The 14,664-nt window shown below is 66.3% G+C and carries 16 protein-coding genes; 3 read left to right on the forward strand and 13 right to left on the reverse strand.

What is annotated here, in order from left to right; all coding sequences use genetic code 11:
• Positions 1-12 precede the first annotated feature (12 nt).
• From ACWKWX_RS24160 to ACWKWX_RS24170, 3 genes are all read right to left on the reverse strand, one after another.
• A complete protein-coding gene (locus ACWKWX_RS24160; protein WP_483829133.1) occupies positions 13-474 on the reverse strand; it encodes an RES family NAD+ phosphorylase in 462 nt (153 codons plus the stop codon).
• The gene (gene parS, locus ACWKWX_RS24165) at positions 474-950 is read right to left on the reverse strand and encodes a type II RES/Xre toxin-antitoxin system antitoxin (protein ID WP_476299088.1); all 477 of its coding nucleotides are present in this window, start codon (positions 948-950) and stop codon (positions 474-476) included. Before parS ends, ACWKWX_RS24160 begins: the two co-directional genes overlap by 1 nt.
• 101 nt (positions 951-1,051) lie before the next feature.
• Positions 1,052-1,474, reverse strand: a complete 423-nt coding sequence (locus ACWKWX_RS24170; protein WP_483829134.1) for a GNAT family acetyltransferase — start codon at positions 1,472-1,474, stop codon at positions 1,052-1,054.
• An 84-nt stretch (positions 1,475-1,558) separates the two neighbouring features.
• Here ACWKWX_RS24170 and ACWKWX_RS24175 point away from each other — a divergent pair, with 84 nt between their 5' ends.
• Positions 1,559-2,077 carry a DUF3833 domain-containing protein gene (locus ACWKWX_RS24175; RefSeq protein ID WP_483829135.1) on the forward strand — a complete coding sequence of 173 codons (519 nt, stop codon included), beginning with the start codon at positions 1,559-1,561 and terminating at the stop codon, positions 2,075-2,077.
• Here ACWKWX_RS24175 and ACWKWX_RS24180 read toward each other — a convergent pair.
• On the reverse strand, positions 2,074-2,433 hold the full coding sequence (locus ACWKWX_RS24180; RefSeq protein ID WP_483829136.1) for an NUDIX hydrolase: 360 nt from the start codon (positions 2,431-2,433) through the stop codon (positions 2,074-2,076). The two genes, ACWKWX_RS24175 and ACWKWX_RS24180, sit on opposite strands and share 4 nt — an antisense overlap.
• Positions 2,434-2,799: 366 nt before the next feature.
• Between ACWKWX_RS24180 and ACWKWX_RS24185 the strand changes: the two genes are divergently transcribed.
• Positions 2,800-2,940, forward strand: a complete 141-nt coding sequence (locus tag ACWKWX_RS24185; RefSeq protein WP_476299080.1) for a hypothetical protein — start codon at positions 2,800-2,802, stop codon at positions 2,938-2,940.
• Between the two features lie 4 nt (positions 2,941-2,944).
• Here the strand turns inward: ACWKWX_RS24185 and ACWKWX_RS24190 are convergent, their stop codons facing one another.
• The 8 genes from ACWKWX_RS24190 to ACWKWX_RS24225 all read right to left on the reverse strand — a co-directional run bounded on the left by ACWKWX_RS24190 (position 2,945) and on the right by ACWKWX_RS24225 (position 12,995).
• Positions 2,945-4,096, reverse strand: coding sequence for an epoxide hydrolase family protein (locus ACWKWX_RS24190; protein ID WP_473002528.1), 1,152 nt, complete (start codon positions 4,094-4,096; stop codon positions 2,945-2,947).
• Positions 4,097-4,232: 136 nt separating this feature from the next.
• Complete coding sequence (locus tag ACWKWX_RS24195; protein ID WP_483829137.1) at positions 4,233-5,372, reverse strand: porin; 1,140 nt, start codon at positions 5,370-5,372, stop codon at positions 4,233-4,235.
• A 327-nt stretch (positions 5,373-5,699) separates the two neighbouring features.
• Positions 5,700-6,026, reverse strand: coding sequence for a hypothetical protein (locus tag ACWKWX_RS24200; RefSeq protein ID WP_416424670.1), 327 nt, complete (start codon positions 6,024-6,026; stop codon positions 5,700-5,702).
• Positions 6,027-6,234: 208 nt separating this feature from the next.
• Positions 6,235-7,416 carry a 2-methylaconitate cis-trans isomerase PrpF gene (prpF, locus tag ACWKWX_RS24205; protein WP_483829138.1) on the reverse strand — a complete coding sequence of 394 codons (1,182 nt, stop codon included), beginning with the start codon at positions 7,414-7,416 and terminating at the stop codon, positions 6,235-6,237.
• Positions 7,417-7,427: 11 nt separating this feature from the next.
• Positions 7,428-10,022: a Fe/S-dependent 2-methylisocitrate dehydratase AcnD gene (gene acnD / locus ACWKWX_RS24210; RefSeq protein WP_483829139.1), complete on the reverse strand. Its 2,595-nt coding sequence runs from the start codon at positions 10,020-10,022 to the stop codon at positions 7,428-7,430.
• Positions 10,023-10,172: 150 nt separating this feature from the next.
• Positions 10,173-11,300 carry a bifunctional 2-methylcitrate synthase/citrate synthase gene (gene prpC / locus ACWKWX_RS24215; protein WP_416424667.1) on the reverse strand — a complete coding sequence of 376 codons (1,128 nt, stop codon included), beginning with the start codon at positions 11,298-11,300 and terminating at the stop codon, positions 10,173-10,175.
• A 108-nt stretch (positions 11,301-11,408) separates the two neighbouring features.
• Complete coding sequence (gene prpB, locus ACWKWX_RS24220) at positions 11,409-12,299, reverse strand: methylisocitrate lyase (RefSeq protein ID WP_473002522.1); 891 nt, start codon at positions 12,297-12,299, stop codon at positions 11,409-11,411.
• Between the two features lie 3 nt (positions 12,300-12,302).
• Complete coding sequence (locus ACWKWX_RS24225; RefSeq protein ID WP_416424665.1) at positions 12,303-12,995, reverse strand: GntR family transcriptional regulator; 693 nt, start codon at positions 12,993-12,995, stop codon at positions 12,303-12,305.
• 280 nt (positions 12,996-13,275) lie between these two features.
• Between ACWKWX_RS24225 and ACWKWX_RS24230 the strand changes: the two genes are divergently transcribed.
• Complete coding sequence (locus ACWKWX_RS24230) at positions 13,276-13,773, forward strand: methylated-DNA--[protein]-cysteine S-methyltransferase (protein WP_473002520.1); 498 nt, start codon at positions 13,276-13,278, stop codon at positions 13,771-13,773.
• Here the strand turns inward: ACWKWX_RS24230 and ACWKWX_RS24235 are convergent.
• Complete coding sequence (locus ACWKWX_RS24235) at positions 13,736-14,629, reverse strand: LysR family transcriptional regulator (protein WP_483829140.1); 894 nt, start codon at positions 14,627-14,629, stop codon at positions 13,736-13,738. The two genes, ACWKWX_RS24230 and ACWKWX_RS24235, sit on opposite strands and share 38 nt — an antisense overlap.
• Positions 14,630-14,664: the final 35 nt, after the last annotated feature.

Here is a 14,664-nt window from a genome sequence, read left to right on the forward strand (position 1 = left end):
GCTGCTACGGGGCTAGCGCTCGAACATCCGTGGGTCGTACATGAAGTCATAGACCTGCACGACCTGCACCTGGCTGATGGCGGGGTGCCTGGGGTTGAGCAGCACATTGCGTTCCAGTGCCAGTACGGCCGAGGGCACGATCAGCCCCAGGTACGTGCCCTCGCGCAGCCAGGCGCTGCCGAACGCCATGCTCGGCCGGTCGGCGGGCAGGGTATTCCAGCCAGCGGGCAGCTCATGGCCGCCAGGCTCGAGGTATAGGGCGGGGTCATCCGGCAGTTCGAAGCAGGTAATCTTCATGGCCATGCCCGGCTCGCCGTTGGCGTGCACGAAGGTTTCCAGGCAACAAATGCCAGGTGTCAGGCCCATGTACACGGCGGGCAGGTCCTGGTCGTTCCAGCGGCCGCCAGCGATGGCAGCACCTTGGCCGGACAGATCAGTTGCACGACGGGCTTTGGCGATGCGCCAACCGCGCATCAGGCCACGCCCCCCCATTCCAGTGCATGCAGCACGCGCAGCACCTGGCGGGCACCGATTTCGGTTTCGCACAGCATGATCGGGGCCTCGTTGCCGAGGGCCTTGTTGGCAGTGGCCATCCATTGCGCCGCTGCTGGCTTGGCTTCGAACACTTCCTGGGCCAGTTGCGATACCGCGGCAATGCGGTCCAGCCGCTCGGAAGCCACCGGGTCCAGCGGTTTGTGTTCTCGACGGCGACGTTCCAGCGTGGAAATCGAGGCGTTCATGAGCGTTTCCAACTGCCGCTCCGCAAGGTCGAAGGTCACGCGGATGGCCATGGACAAGTCGGCGGCGAAGCCTTCCTTGATCTGTACCAGGCGTTGGGCGTCCAGCAGCGAAGCGCGGGCGTTACTGAATGCCCAGAATTGCTCGGTGACCTGCTCTCGCGGGCTACCCTTGCTACGTGGCGTGTGGCGCGAGGGAAGGGCAGGATTCATTTTGCATCCTTCATTTGAAGAAAATATTCGGTCAGGTGAAGTCTATGCGCTTTCAGTCACGGTGACTACCGTGGTGCGGCGGACGCGGCTTGCGGCCGCTGCTACGGGGTGTAGAGGATCTTGCCCATGCTGATGCGGGGTTCAACGGCGTAGCCTAGACGCTCATAGAAGCCCGCCACCGCGTCGTTGCCGGCGGTGATCTGCAGGTTGATCTTCAGGCAGCCCAACGCGGCCAGGGCGGTTTCGGCATGGCGCACCAGGGCGGCGCCAATGCCGTGCTGCTGCCAGGCCGGGTGTACCGCCACCGAATATAGCCAGCCGCGGTGGCCGTCGTAGCCGGCCATGGTGGTGCCCACCACCCGGCCATCCTGCACCGCCACGAACAGCAGGTCATCCACCGCCAGCTTGCGTTCCAGCGCAAGCTCAGGGCGGTTGTGGGCCGTGGGGTAGGCGAACACGTCGCGCCACAGGGCTATCACGGCGTCGCGGTGCAGGTTGTCGTCGTAGGTGATGATCTGGGCCATGGCCGGTCCTTGGAGTGGGCGAAAGCATGGATTCTAATGGCCCGCCAGCTACGCTCAAGGGAAATCTTGCCGAGCGCCGCTGCCATGAAAACCCTGATGTTGCTGTGCTGCCTGGCACTGGCCAGTTGCAGCGGCGTGGACGTACACACCTACCGCGACCAGCAGCCGACGCTGGACCTTGCGACCTTTTTCGCTGGCCGCACCGAGGCCTGGGGCATTTTCCAGAAGCGCTCCGGCGAGGTGGCCAAGCGCATGCACGTGGTGGTCGACGGCCGCCTGCAGGGCGACGCGCTGATACTGCATGAGGCGTTCACCTACAGCGACGGCACCCGGCAGGTGCGTGAATGGACCCTGCGCCCCGACGGCCCCGGGCGCTGGCGCGGCACCGCTGGCGATGTGATCGGCGAGGCCACGGGGGAGGTCTCGGGCAACACCCTGCACTGGCAGTACGACCTCAACCTGGTGGTGGACGGCAAGACCTGGCAGGTGCATTTCGATGACTGGATGTACCTGTTGGACGCGCACACCCTGGCCAACCGTTCGACCATGAGCAAGCTGGGCATCGAGCTGGGCCAGGTGTCGCTGTTTTTCCGCAAACCTTAGGCGGCGCGCAACGTCCTGACGATGGCCAGAGCATTGGCAGTCAGGCGCAGATCGCCCAGCTGCTGGCGGTTTTGCCAGCGGCACTCGGCGATCTCGTTCTGCGGCGTGGCTTCGGCGCTGTCGGCGATACGTGCCTCGAACAGGTGATGCAGGGTGTCGTCGCTTTCATAAGCGCCCAGGAACACCAGGTCCACCACCTGCAAGCCGGTTTCCTCGCGCAGCTCACGCACGGCGGCCGCGGCGGGGCTCTCGTCTTTTTCAATCTTGCCGCCGGGCAGGTTCCAGCGGGATTTGGCCTTGCGCACGTAAAGAATCCGGTCTTCACGGCGGCAAATCAAGGTAGCGCGCTCTTTCATGGTGCAGGTTTCCGCGATACTGCAACGCGATGCGCTGGAACAGGCATCTACGCTGTCACAAAAATGTCATGTCCTTGACGCAAGCATTAACAATGCCAACCCAATGTGACATTGATTCGTTCGCCCGCCGCAGGTTCCGACGGCTGGACAACAAATATTCCATTGATTTACGGTGCGCCTGCCAGGGAAAGGAACTTGCCGGTCGGCGCCTGTCACATAAATTGCAGGCATTGCCCGGTAAAGTGTAGAAAAACAACAATAAGGAGGCTGCCCATGAGCTGCTTGATATGCGCGGGAAGCGCAGAAGATCTGCAGTGCGAAGGCGCGTGGGAAGAACGTCATTGCCCCGAATGCGGGCGTTATCGCATGTCACATGAGCTGGTGCTGACCCTGATGGAGCAGGGCCAGATATTCGACGTGCACAAGATGCGGGCCTGGCTGCAGGACCGCCGGCACCAGTGCGAGGTGCCTAGCGTGGAGATTCACGAGGCCCTGCTGGTGCCCTAGGGGGTCAGCGCAGCGGCCGGAAGAACGCGCGGATGTCCTCGGCCAGCGCATAAGGGCACTCCATGGCGGCGAAATGCCCGCCGCGGTGCAGGTGCGTCCAACGTTGCACGTTGTAGCAGCGCTGCACCCAGCTGCGCGGCGGCATGGGCAGTTCCGCCGGGAACTGCGCCACGCCCAGGGGTGGCAGCACGCGCTGGCCGGGGCTGAACTGCAGCGGTTTGCGCCGGCTTTCCAGGTACAGGCGGAAGGTGGCGCCGATGCCGCCGGTAAACCAGTACAGGGCGATGTTGGTCAGCAGCGCGTCCAGGCCGAAGGCCCGTTCCACGTCGCCCTGGCAGTCGCTCCAGGCCTGGAATTTTTCCAGTATCCACGCCGCAAGGCCTGCGGGCGAGTCGTTGAGGCCCACCGCCAGGCTTTGCGGGCGGGTGCCCTGGATTTGCCCATAGGCGCCGTGCATCTGCGCCCAGGCGCTGGCCTGGTCGAGAAAGCGCCGTTCCTCGTCGCTGGCGGGTGGCTGGTCTGGGCCCAGGGGCGGGCGGTAGGAGCCGGGGATGAAGTTCAGGTGCAGGCCCTTGACCCGCACCGGGTAGCGGTAGGCCAGCCAGGTGGAGACGCTGGCGCCCCAGTCGCCGCCTTGGGCGCCAAAGGTGTCGTAGCCCAGGGCGGTCATCAGTTGTGCCCACAGGCCGGCGATCTCGAACGGGCCGGTGCCCTTGGCGCTGGGCGCGGGCGAGAAGCCGTAGCCGGGCAGCGAGGGCACCACCACGTGGAAGGCGTCGGCGGCGTCGCCGCCATGGCTGGCGGGGTCGGCCAGCAGCGGCAGGATGGCTTCCATTTCCACGAACGAGCCGGGCCAGCCGTGGGTCAGCACCAGCGGCAACGGCGCCGGGCCCTGGCCGCGCTGGTGCAGGAAATGAATGCGTTGCCCAGGCATGTGCGCCATGAACTGCGGCAGGCGGTTGAGCCGCGCCTCCTGGGCGCGCCAGTCGAAACCGTCGCGCCAGTACTCTACCAGGCGGTGCAGGGTGGCGCTGTCGGTGCCTTCGCTCCAGCCATTGCCTTCCACGCCGGCAGCCCAGCGGGTGGCCCCCAGGCGCTGGTGCAAATCATCAAGTGCCGTCTGCTCGATGGCAATCTTGAAGGGCTCAATCCTCATCCGTCCTACTCCCTGAACGCCGGCGGTGGCCTAGGATGATAAATGACCTGACGGTTTTGTGCAGGTTCCGTGGTTAGACGAACGTCGCACGCCCCGTAGCAGTGGCCGCCAGGCCGCGTCCCGCCACACCACCGCATCAGAAGTGGTAATACACCCCCACGGTCAGGTTCTGCGGGTCGTCCCCTGCCTGTTCCACCGGCGTCCCCTCGTAGGTCACCGAGGCGTTGCGCTGGTTGCTGATCATGCCCACGTGCACGTAGCTGGCGAAACGCGGGGTGAAGAAGTGGTCCCAGCCGATCATCGCGCCATAGGCATCCTTGGCGCCGAACTCCACCGTGCGCTTGACCAGCAGCAGGCGGCCCAGGTCGCGCTTGCCCAGGGGCTTGATGAAGCCGGCGGTGAGCACCGTGGTGCTCGGCGTGCCGCTTTCATCCACGTCCTGGCGCTGCCAGGTGAGGCTGCTGGAGAAGGGCCCGAAGTCGTAGAACGCCGACAGGCTCTTGTAGTAGTTGGCGGTTTGTTTGAGGCTGCCGTTGTCTTCCCAGGGGTCGCTGAGGTAGCGGTTGAACGAGGCCAGCAGGATCAGGCGCTTGTCGGTGTACTGCAGCTTGGCGCCGCCGCCGCGCAGGGTGCGGCCCGCACTGGCGTGGTCGTCCAGGCCCAGGCTGGCGGCGGTGCCGATGCTCCAGCCATGGAAGGTGGGGGTGGTATAGGCCACGGTGTGCTTGGGCCGCAGGTCCAGGTAGTAGGCGCCCTTGCCGGCGGCGGGCACCGCCAGGTAGGTGTAGGGCGAGCCGTAGCTGGCCAGGAACGGGTCGGCGTAGGTGGGCGTGCCCATGCCGTAGGTCTTGCCGATTTCCAGCTTGCCGTAGGCTTTGCTGCGCAGCGCCGCCACGGCCAGGCGCAGGGTGCCGATGCTGCTCCAGTCCTGGCCCACGGTGTTGCCGTTGACGTTGAAGCCTTCCTCCACGTCCATTTCCAGCACGGTGTCGGTGGCCACCGGGGTGCGCGCGTACACCCCCAGCTTGTTGGTCCAGGCGCCACCGCCGCCCAGCTGGGTGCCGGTGGAGTGGCCGGAATCGTGGTAGCTGGCGAAGGCGTCCAGGGTGCCGTAGGCCTTGAGCTTGCTGTCGAACCCGCTGTCGATGGCGTAGTAGCCAAAGCCGGGGGCGATCATGGCGATACCGGGAAAACCGTCTGCCTGGGCCTGTGGCGCCAAGGCCAGGCCTTGGGCAAAGACGGCCAGGGACGCGGCGGTAGCATAACCTTTGTTCATCGACAGCTCCTTGGGAAGACCGGGGAACTGCAGGGTCGATGAAGGCGGGCCGGGGCGGGAATGGTTTATTGGTTCAGGCCATGCGCTTTGCTCAAGGGCCACGCGGCGGGCACGCAAATGCGCGGGCAGGGTGCCCCGACCAGGGCAGCGCAGGCTGCAAGGGGCTGGCCGTCAAGCGGGTGGGCGCGCCATTTTGCACCATTGCGTGCAGTGCCCTGGTGCACGCTGGCAAGTGCGGGGCAGGTCAAGGCCGGGCGCGGCGGCGGCCTTGAACGTGGGTCAAGGCCTTGCCCAATATGCAGGGTGGGGGTGTGTTTGCGACGTCGCTTACAGGCAATCGCGCACGGCTTTGTTCAGCGCGCCACGGCCCAGGGTCAGGGGCTCGCGCTGGTACCAGGAGACTTCGCTGCCGTTGGAGGTCTTGTAGATCTCCAGGATCTCGTCGGCGGCCAGCTTGCTGCTCACCACCAGGCGGTAGTGGCGGCTGTTGCCCGAGGATTCGGTGTCGGGGCGCAGCGCCTGCCATTTGGGGGCGATGCATTCACCCACTTCCTGTGGCGACTTGAGGCTGGTGAAGGTCTTGTTGGGGGAGTTGGGGGTGGCGCAGCCGGCCACGCACACAACGGCGAAGAGAGACAGTAAAGGTAGGCGCATTGAACGTTATCCTGGAACACGGACGTGGCCGCGGGGTGGCGTGCTGGCAGGCACGCAACGGTCAATTATATCGAGGAAATCCGATATGGGGGGATTTTTGCGGGTTGTTCAGGGGGGCGACAGGGGGCCTCTTTGGTTGTAGGGGTGGGGGGGAACGCAGCCTGCGGCAGCTGCTACGGGTGTGCGTAGCAACGGCCGCGTTTGGGAATCAGCGCGGCACGCGCACCCAGCCCTCCATCAGCACCCGCGCGCTGCGGCTCATGATGGCCTTGAGTACCTTCCATTCGCCATTGACCCGCTCGGCCTGGGCGCCCACCCGCAAGGTGCCGGAGGGGTGGCCGAAGCGCACGCTCTGGGGCGCGCCACCGCCGGCGGCGAGGTTCACCAGGGTGCCGGGGATGGCCGCAGCGGTGCCGATGGCCACGGCCGCGGTGCCCATCATGGCATGGTGCAGCTTGCCCATGGACAGCGCGCGCACCAGCAGGTCGACGTCACCTGCACCTACCGCCTTGCCGCTGGAGGCGGTGTAGGCGGCGGGCCCGGCGACGAAGGCCACCTTGGGCGTGTGCTGGCGCGTGGCGGCCTCGTCCAGGTGCGAAATCAGGCCCATGCGCAGGGCGCCGTGGGCGCGGATGGCCTCGAAGCGTGCCAAGGCCTTGGTGTCACCGTTGATGGCGTCCTGCAGTTCGGTGCCGGTGTAGCCGATGTCGGTGGCGTTGAGGAAGATGGTGGGGATGCCGGCGTTGATCAGCGTTGCCTTGAAGGTGCCGATGCCGGGCACCTCCAGGTCGTCCACCAGCTGGCCGGTGGGGAACATGGCGCCTGCGCCGCCTTCTTCCTCGGCCGCCGGGTCCATGAACTCCAGCTGCACTTCGGCGGCGGGGAAGGTCACGCCGTCCAGCTCGAAGTCGCCGGTTTCCTGCACCGCGCCGTCGGTGATGGGCACGTGGGCGATGATGGTCTTGGCGATGTTGACCTGCCAGATGCGCACGGTGGCCACGCCGTTGCGCGGGATGCGCTCGGCGGCGACCAGGCCGTTGCTGATGGCGAACGAGCCGACGGCGGCCGAGAGGTTGCCGCAGTTGCCGGTCCAGTCAATGAACGCCGCGTCGATGGCCACCTGGCCGAACAGGTAGTCCACGTCGTGGCCAGGCCGCGTGCTCTGGCTGAGGATCACCGTCTTGCTGGTGCTGGAGGTGGCGCCGCCCATGCCATCGATCTGCTTGCCGTAGGGGTCGGGGCTGCCGATCACGCGCAGCAGCAGCGCGTCGCGGGCCGGGCCCGGTTGGCGGGCATCTGCGGGCAGGTCATCAAGCTTGAAGAACACGCCCTTGCTGGTGCCGCCACGCATGTAGGTGGCGGGAATGCGGATTTGTGCGGGGTAGCTCATGGCATCGCTCCTCAGGCCGCAGGGGCTTGTTCGAGGAAGTCCTGGGCGAAGCGTTGCAGCACGCCCCCGGCTTCGTAGATGGACACTTCTTCGGCGGTGTCCAGGCGGCAGGTTACTGGCACCTCCAGGCGCTCGCCGTTGGCGCGGTGGATCACCAGGGTCAAGGTGGCGCGTGGGGTGCGTGCGCCGACCACGTCATAGGTCTCGTTGCCGTCGATGGCCAGGGTGTGGCGGTTGGTGCCCGGCAGGAACTCCAGCGGCAGCACGCCCATGCCCACCAGGTTGGTGCGGTGGATGCGCTCGAAGCCTTCGGCGGCAATCGCTTCCACGCCCGCCAGGCGCACGCCTTTGGCGGCCCAGTCGCGTGACGAGCCCTGGCCGTAGTCGGCGCCGGCGATGATGATCAGCGGCTGCTTGCGGTTCATGTAGGTCTCGATGGCTTCCCACATGCGCATCACCTGGCCCTCGGGTTCCACGCGGGCCAGGGAACCCTGCTTGACCTGGCCGTTTTCCTTGACCATTTCATTGAACAGTTTGGGGTTGGCGAAGGTGGCGCGCTGGGCGGTCAGGTGGTCGCCGCGGTGGGTGGCGTAGCTGTTGAAGTCTTCCTCGGGCAAGCCCATTTTCGCCAGGTACTCGCCGGCGGCGCTGTCGAGCATGATGGCGTTTGACGGCGAAAGGTGGTCGGTAGTGATGTTGTCCGGCAGCACCGCCAGCGGGCGCATGCCCTTGAGCGGCCGGGCCCCGGCCAGGGCGCCTTCCCAGTAGGGCGGGCGACGAATGTAGGTGCTCATGGGGCGCCAGTCGTACAGCGGGCTGACCTTGGGCCCGGTGTCCTCGTGGATGGCGAACATGGGGATGTACACCTGGCGGAACTGTTCGGGCTTCACCGAGGATTTGACCAGGGCGTCTATTTCGGCGTCGCTGGGCCAGATGTCCTTGAGGCGGATTTCCGCGCCGTCAGGGCCGTGGCCCAGCACGTCTTTCTCGATGTCGAAGCGGATGGTACCGGCGATGGCGTAGGCCACCACCAGCGGCGGCGAGGCCAGGAACGCCTGCTTGGCGTAGGGGTGGATGCGCCCGTCGAAATTGCGGTTGCCCGAGAGCACGGCGGTGGCGTACAGGTCGCGGTCGATGATCTCCTGCTGGATGGCCGGGTCCAGGGCGCCGGACATGCCGTTGCAGGTGGTGCAGGCGAACGCCACCACGCCGAAGCCCAGTTGTTCCAGTTCCGGCAGCAGGCCGCCTTCTTCCAGGTACAGCTTGACGGTTTTCGAGCCGGGGGCCAGCGAGGTCTTCACCCACGGCTTGCGGGTCAGGCCCAGGCGGTTGGCGTTGCGCGCCAGCAGGCCTGCGGCGATCACGTTGCGCGGGTTGCTGGTGTTGGTGCAGCTGGTGATGGCGGCGATGATCACCGCGCCGTCGGGCATCTGCCCCGGCGTCTCGGTCCAGGGGGCGGCGATGCCTTTGGCGGCCAGGTCGCTGGTGGCCAGGCGCGCGTGGGGGTTGCTGGGGCCGGCCATGTTGCGCACCACGGTGCTCAGGTCGAAGCTCAAGGTGCGCTCGTATTCGGCAGTGGCCAGGCTGTCGGCCCATAGGCCGGTCAGCTTGGCGTATTCCTCCACTAGCTGCACCTGCTGGTCTTCGCGGCCGGTGAGCTTGAGGTAGTCGATGGTCTGCTGGTCGATGTAGAACATCGCCGCGGTGGCACCGTATTCGGGGGCCATGTTGGAAATGGTGGCGCGGTCGCCCAGGGTCAGCCTGGCCGCGCCTGCGCCGTGGAATTCCAGCCAGGCGCCGACCACTTTCTGCTGGCGCAGGAACTGGGTCAGGGCCAGCACCATGTCGGTGGCGGTGATGCCCGGCTGCAGCTGGCCGGTGAGCTCGACGCCGATGATGTCGGGCAGGCGCATCCACGAGGCGCGGCCGAGCATCACGCTCTCGGCTTCCAGGCCGCCGACGCCGATGGCGATCACGCCCAGCGCGTCGACGTGGGGGGTGTGGCTGTCGGTGCCCACGCAGGTGTCGGGGAAGGCGACGCCGTCACGCACCTGGATCACCGGGGACATTTTCTCCAGGTTGATCTGGTGCATGATGCCGTTGCCGGGCGGGATCACGTCGACGTTCTTGAAGGCTTTCTTGGTCCAGTCGATGAAGTGGAAGCGGTCTTCGTTGCGGCGGTCTTCGATGGCGCGGTTCTGCTCGAACGCCTGCGGGTCGAAGCCTGCGCGCTCCACGGCCAGGGAGTGGTCGACGATCAGCTGGGTGGGTACCACCGGGTTGACCTGCGCCGGGTCGCCGCCCTGGCTGGCAATGGCGTCGCGCAGGCCGGCGAGGTCCACCAGGGCGGTCTGGCCGAGGATGTCGTGGCACACCACGCGGGCCGGGAACCAGGGGAAGTCGAGGTCGCGCGCACGGTTGATCAGTTGGCTCAGGGAGGCGGTCAGCGTGGCCGGGTCGCAGCGGCGCACCAGATTTTCCGCCAGCACGCGGGACACGTAGGGCAGGGTGGCGTAGGCGCCGGGCTTGATCGCGTCGATGGCGGCGCGGGTGTCGAAATAGTCCAGGGCGGTGCCTGGCAGGTTCTTGCGGTATTGAGTGTTCATGGTAGTGGGCTCATTCACGGTGTCGGTCACACAATCGCGAGGGCGAGCACTCATCCGTAGGAGCCGGCCTTGGCCGCGATGGCGATATTGCGGCCCCCATCGCGGCCAAGGCCGGCTCCTACGGTCGGTGTTTGCACCCCTGGTTTTGCGTTATCGGTGCTCTATTGGCACGTACTTGCGCTGTTCCACGCCCACATACTCGGCGCTGGGGCGAATAATGCGGTTGTTGGCACGCTGCTCGAACACATGCGCCGCCCAGCCGGTCAGCCGCGAACAGACGAAAATCGGCGTGAACAGTTCGGTGGGAATGCCCATGAAGTGGTACGCCGAGGCGTGGTAGAAGTCGGCGTTGGGGAACAGCTTCTTCTGCTCCCACATGGTCTTGTCGATGGCTTCGGACACCGGGTAGATCACCGTGTCGCCCACCTCGGCCGCGAGCTTTTGCGACCAGCCCTTGATCACTTCGTTGCGCGGGTCGCTGTCCTTGTAGATGGCATGGCCGAAGCCCATGATCTTGTCCTTGCGCTCCAGCATGCCCAGGGTGCCGCGCACGGCTTCCTCGGGGTTCTTGAACTTCTCGATCATGGCCATGGCCGCCTCGTTGGCGCCGCCGTGCAGCGGGCCGCGCAGGCTGCCGATGGCGGCAGTCACGCAGGAATGCAGGTCCGAGAGGGTAGAGGCACACACCCGCGCGGTGAAGGTCGAGGCGTTGAATTCATGCTCGGCGTAGAGGATCAGCGACACGTTCATCACCTTGCGGTGCAGCTCGCTGGGCGCCTTGCCGTGCAGCAGGTGCAGGAAGTGCCCGGCCACGTCCGGTTCGTCACTGGTGCAGTTGATACGCACGCCGTGGTGGCTGAAGCGGTACCAGTAGCACATGATCGCCGGGAAGGCCGCCAGCAGGCGGTCGGTGGCGTCGTGCTGCTGGGCGAAGGTCTTTTCCGGTTCCAGGTTGCCCAGGAACGAGCAGCCGGTGCGCATCACGTCCATGGGGTGGGCGTTGGCGGGGATGCGTTCCAGCACTTCCTTCAGCGCCTTGGGCAGGTCGCGCAGGGTGCTGAGCTTGTGCTGGTAGTGGTCCAGGTCCTGGTGGTTGGGCAGCTCGCCGTACAGCAGCAGGTAGGCCACTTCCTCGAAGGTGGCGTGCTCGGCCAGTTCGCGCACGTCGTAGCCACGGTAGGTCAGGCCGGCGCCGGCCTGGCCGACGGTGGACAGGGCGGTCTGCCCGGCCACCTGGCCACGCAGGCCGGCACCACTCAATACTTTTGCTTCGGCCATGGTTGTCTCCATTCTTGAATTTATTGTCTGGAATGTGGGAGCTGGCTTGCCAGCGAGTTTGTGGGGCCCCGAAAAGCTCGCTGGCAAGCCAGCTCCCACAGGTGTTTCTTAACCTTTTTTCTGGGCGAACAGGGCGTCCAGCTTCTGCTCGAACACGTGGTAGTCGATGGCGTCGTACAGCTCCATGCGAGTCTGCATGGTGTCGATGACATTTTGCTGCGTGCCGTCGCGGCGGATGGCGCCGTAGACGTGCTCGGCGGCCTTGTTCATGGCGCGGAACGCCGACAACGGGTACAGCACCAGCGACACGTCCACCGACGCCAGCTGCTCGGTGGTATAGAGCGGCGTGGCGCCAAACTCGGTGATGTTGGCCAGGATCGGCGCGCGCACGCGGTCGGCGAATTGCTTGTACATGGCCAGTTCGGTGATGGCCTCGGGGAAGATCATGTCGGCGCCGGCCTCGATGCAGGCTTCGGCGCGCTCAAGGGCCGCGTCCAGGCCTTCCACGGCCAGGGCGTCGGTGCGCGCCATGATCACGAAGCTGTCGTCGGTGCGGGCGTCCACGGCCGCCTTGATGCGGTCGACCATCTCCTGCTGGCTGACGATCTCTTTATTGGGCCGGTGGCCGCAGCGCTTGGCGCCCACCTGGTCTTCGATGTGGATGGCGGCAGCGCCGAACTTGATCATCGACTTGACCGTGCGCGCCACGTTGAACGCCGAGGAGCCGAAGCCGGTGTCGACGTCCACCAGCAGCGGCAGGTCGCAGACGTCGGTGATGCGGCGCACGTCGGTGAGCACGTCGTCCAGGCCGCTGATGCCCAGGTCCGGCAGGCCCAGGGAGCCCGCTGCCACGCCGCCACCGGACAGGTAGATGGCCTTGAAGCCGGCGCGCTTGGCCAGCAGGGCGTGGTTGGCGTTGATGGCGCCCACCACTTGCAGCGGATGTTCGCTGGCCACGGCGTCGCGGAAGCGTTGGCCGGGACTGTTCTTATTGTTCATGACTCACCTCTCAGGCTGGGTGGATGCGTCCGCGTAGTGACGCTCGATATTGCGCCGCGATGCGCCGATGTGCCGGCGCATCAGCAATTCGGCCAATTCGCCATCGCGGTCGGCGATGGCATCAAGAATGCGGTGGTGCTCGGCAAACGCCTGGCGCGGGCGGTTGGGCGTGGCCGAGAACTGAATGCGGTACATGCGCACCAGCTGGTACAGCTCGCCACAGAGCATCTGCACCAGGGTGCGGTTGCCGCTGCCCTGGATGATGCGGTAGTGGAAGTCGAAGTCGCCTTCCTGCTGGTAGTAGCCCACGCCGGCCTGAAACGCGGCGTCGCGCTCGTGGGTGTGCAGCACTTGGCGCAGCTCTTCGATTTCGGCCTCGGTCATGCGCTCGGCGGCCAGGCGGCAGGCCATGCCTTCCAGCGATTCGCGAATTTCGTACAGTTCGATCAGCTCGGCATGGCTGAGCGACACCACCCGCGCACCCACGTGGGGAATACGCACCAGCAGCCGCTGGCCTTCCAGGCGGTGGATGGCCTCGCGCAGTGGCCCGCGGCTGATGCCGTAGGTGCGCGCCAGCTCCGGCTCGGAGATCTTGCTGCCGGGGGCGATGTCGCCCTTGACGATGGCGGCCTGGATACGCCGGAAGACGTTTTCGGAAAGCGTTTCGGAGTCTTCGGTGGCGAGGGTGGTAGGCATATTGTCGACACACTGTGTTCTGATAGGGTCGAAAATAGCCATATGCGCGGATCAAGTCAAAGAAAAAACAGTTATTGTCGACAATGGTCCAATAGCTCGATGTCTGTAGCAGCTGCCGCGAGGCGGCGTCCGGCTGCCCCCGGTAATGCCTGCATTGGCGCGGTGAAGGCTGACGCCGCCTGCGGCAGCTGCTACAGGGGGGCTGGGTTGCGCAAGAAATGGGGTTTTTTCCAGGGGCGGGGCGCTTAGAATGGCCGCTCGACCGATTGGAACCGCCGCCATGCACTACGCCTGCAAATTCCTCGAATCCCCCGTGGGCCTGCTGACCCTGGTCGCCCGTGGCCCCAAGCTGGCGGCCATTCTGTGGGAAGACGACCGCCCCAACCGCGTGCGCCTGGGCGAGTTGCAGGAGCAGGGTGACCACCCGATGCTGGTGCGCACCGCCACGCAGTTGCAGGAATATTTCGCCGGCGAGCGCCAGCAGTTCGACCTGGCGCTGGACTTTGCCGGCACCGACTTCCAGGTGCAGGTGTGGCACGCGTTGCTGGCCATTCCGTTCGGCGAAACGCGCAGCTATCTGGACATTGCCACCCAGCTGGGCAACCCCAAGGCCGTGCGCGCGGTGGGCGCTGCCAATGGCCGCAACCCCATTTCCATCGTCGCGCCGTGCCACCGGGTCATCGGCAGTTCGGGCAGCCTCACTGGCTTTGCCGGCGGCTTGCCGGCCAAGCAGTTTCTGCTCAACCTGGAGCGTCGGGACCTGCTGTCGGTGTGCTGAAGGCTGCCACCAGCGCCTCCACCACCACGTTGACCCGCGCCGTGTGGCGCAGGTCGGCGTGGCTCACCAGCCACACGTCATAAGGCTGCGCACGGACCCGCTGCGGCCACACCCGTACCAGCCCGTCGCGCTCGCCGGCCAGCACCGGCAGCTCGCTCAGGCCCAGCCCGGCCGCCACGGCCTGGCGCACCAGCAGGCTGGTGCTGGCGCTGCAACTGATCTGCGCGCCATGGGCCGGCTCGTCCAGCAGGGTGCTGGCGCGGCCGGCTTCCACATAGGGCTGCCAGGCCACCTGGGCGTGGCCGGCAAAACCGTTGCCCGGCTCCGGCAGGCCGTGGCGCTGCACGTAGTCGGCCGAGGCGAACAACCCCACCGGCCAGGCCGCCAGGCGCCGCACCAGCAGGTCGGGGTTGTCCGGCTTGACCGTGCGGATGGCCAGGTCGGCCTCGCGCCGCGCCAGGTTGAGCATCTGCGTCGAGGCCTTCACATCCACCTGCACCTGCGGGTGCTGCAGGCGCAGGCGGGCGAGGGCAGGGATGACAAAGTCCACCGCCAGCGAGTCGGTGGTGGCCAGGCGCACCTGGCCGCTGGGCAGGTCGTCCAGGCCCTGGATGCGCCGCTGCAGGTCGTGGGCGGAGTGCTCCATCTGCACTGCCGCGCTGTAGGCCGCCTCACCAGGCGAGGTCAGCCGGTAACCGTCGGAGCTGCGCAGGAACAAGGTTGCGGCCAGGGCCTCCTCCAGGGCGGCGATGCGCCGGCCCACGGTGGCCTGGTCCACGCCCAGCTGGCGCGCAGCACCGCGCAGGGTGCGCTCGCGGCACAGGGCCAGGAAGAAGCGCGTGTCGTCCCAGTTCATGCTCACTCCGCTGATGCATTTATGCATTCGATAGA

The sequence above is a fragment of the Pseudomonas imperatae genome, from assembly GCF_057128625.1.

Bases quoted from the DNA above. Each gene is read 5' to 3' on its own strand.
- ACWKWX_RS24160 (WP_483829133.1), bottom strand. From the start codon at position 474: ATGCGCGGTTGGCGCATCGCCAAAGCCCGTCGTGCAACTGATCTGTCC.
- parS (WP_476299088.1), bottom strand. From the start codon at position 950: ATGAATCCTGCCCTTCCCTCGCGCCACACGCCACGTAGCAAGGGTAGC.
- ACWKWX_RS24170 (WP_483829134.1), bottom strand. From the start codon at position 1,474: ATGGCCCAGATCATCACCTACGACGACAACCTGCACCGCGACGCCGTG.
- ACWKWX_RS24175 (WP_483829135.1), top strand. From the start codon at position 1,559: ATGAAAACCCTGATGTTGCTGTGCTGCCTGGCACTGGCCAGTTGCAGC.
- ACWKWX_RS24180 (WP_483829136.1), bottom strand. From the start codon at position 2,433: ATGAAAGAGCGCGCTACCTTGATTTGCCGCCGTGAAGACCGGATTCTT.
- ACWKWX_RS24185 (WP_476299080.1), top strand. From the start codon at position 2,800: ATGTCACATGAGCTGGTGCTGACCCTGATGGAGCAGGGCCAGATATTC.
- ACWKWX_RS24190 (WP_473002528.1), bottom strand. From the start codon at position 4,096: ATGAGGATTGAGCCCTTCAAGATTGCCATCGAGCAGACGGCACTTGAT.
- ACWKWX_RS24195 (WP_483829137.1), bottom strand. From the start codon at position 5,372: ATGAACAAAGGTTATGCTACCGCCGCGTCCCTGGCCGTCTTTGCCCAA.
- ACWKWX_RS24200 (WP_416424670.1), bottom strand. From the start codon at position 6,026: ATGCGCCTACCTTTACTGTCTCTCTTCGCCGTTGTGTGCGTGGCCGGC.
- prpF (WP_483829138.1), bottom strand. From the start codon at position 7,416: ATGAGCTACCCCGCACAAATCCGCATTCCCGCCACCTACATGCGTGGC.
- acnD (WP_483829139.1), bottom strand. From the start codon at position 10,022: ATGAACACTCAATACCGCAAGAACCTGCCAGGCACCGCCCTGGACTAT.
- prpC (WP_416424667.1), bottom strand. From the start codon at position 11,300: ATGGCCGAAGCAAAAGTATTGAGTGGTGCCGGCCTGCGTGGCCAGGTG.
- prpB (WP_473002522.1), bottom strand. From the start codon at position 12,299: ATGAACAATAAGAACAGTCCCGGCCAACGCTTCCGCGACGCCGTGGCC.
- ACWKWX_RS24225 (WP_416424665.1), bottom strand. From the start codon at position 12,995: ATGCCTACCACCCTCGCCACCGAAGACTCCGAAACGCTTTCCGAAAAC.
- ACWKWX_RS24230 (WP_473002520.1), top strand. From the start codon at position 13,276: ATGCACTACGCCTGCAAATTCCTCGAATCCCCCGTGGGCCTGCTGACC.
- ACWKWX_RS24235 (WP_483829140.1), bottom strand. From the start codon at position 14,629: ATGAACTGGGACGACACGCGCTTCTTCCTGGCCCTGTGCCGCGAGCGC.